The organism is Alteromonas sp. BZK5, assembly GCF_014349115.1.
Classification (GTDB): Bacteria; Pseudomonadota; Gammaproteobacteria; order Enterobacterales; family Alteromonadaceae; genus Alteromonas; species Alteromonas macleodii.
Genome location: NZ_JACSOE010000272.1, coordinates 1 through 1,144, shown reverse-complemented (window position 1 = coordinate 1,144; position 1,144 = coordinate 1). Strand labels below are relative to the sequence as shown.

Sequence of the window (1,144 nt, the reverse complement as noted above, 5' to 3'; positions counted from 1 at the left end):
AAATCAAATATCGAATGTGTTCTCTCGATTATTTTCATGCAGTTGAAATTGATAGAAGAGCGGATCGCCGATGGTGAAGTTTCTGAAAGCGACTACGCTGAAATCGGCGGACAGTTAAAGTACCTAAATTTTCATCAAAATATTAGAATCGACATATATAAGAAAACCGATGTTATTTTTGAATGCTGCAGAAAAGTAGAGCGGGCATTACAGATTTTCATCAGAAAAAATGTTGAGTTTTATACCGTGCACACGCCTTCATTGTTAATGGCAGGTGAATTCGACAAAGAACTATTTGAAGAGCAAGAACTTCATCTAACAGAAGAAGAGTTTATAAAACTTCGGAAGGAATTCACTGAAAAATGTAGAGATGAACTGACAGCTCTATGCAGTGCGTGCGGTGTAGAAGATGTAAATGAGGTTATGATTTTTTGGCAGAACATAAAAAGCTTATCTGCAAAATACAGAAATATCAAAGAATGCAGAGACAGTTTTGTATTGAGTAATCAGCCTTTCGTAAGAAGCGTAATCAATCAGACATTAAGTAAAAATCTTAAACAACTTGATGCTGATTCGCGAAGAGATAAGTTGGATTGCTATCTGTCTAGTTCAATCACAATGCTTCTAGAAAAAGTATACAAATACAACCCCGAGTTTTCTTTCACGACATTTGCAAAAAAATATATAGAGCAAGAATGCAGTAACTGTATGTCAAACGATGACATCGTGAAACTCCCACCGGTCTATGCAAATAAACAGGGAGAAGTTCTACAAGCTGGTTTGACGGTCAGTAATGGTAAAGAGTATTTCGATGAAGAACTCGCACTTATCACGATGCGAAGAAAGTACCCAGCAATGCACTGGACTAGCGATATAATTGCTGATGTTAGATTTAAGAACACAAAATCTACAATATCAATGCATCAAGATGAAGAAAAAGAAGGGTTAGGTTATGAAAACCGACTCAGCGATGAAAGTGCAAACCCGGAAAATGAAGCAGAATATTCTCAATGGGCAATAAGTGTTGTCAAAGCCATCTCAACATTACCAAATACCCATCGTGAGCGCGCCATCCAAAAGTTAGGTATAACGGAAACGCTGTTGAATGAGTTTCATCAAAAAACTCGCAACAGCAACACTGGGG

1 protein-coding gene is annotated in these 1,144 nt (G+C 37.4%); it reads left to right on the top strand.

Annotation, left to right across the window (positions count from 1 at the left end; genetic code table 11):
• Positions 1 to 36 precede the first annotated feature (36 nt).
• Positions 37 to 1,144: hypothetical protein (locus BIZ39_RS21895; RefSeq protein WP_187448129.1), on the top strand; the 1,108-nt coding region annotated here is incomplete at its 3' end.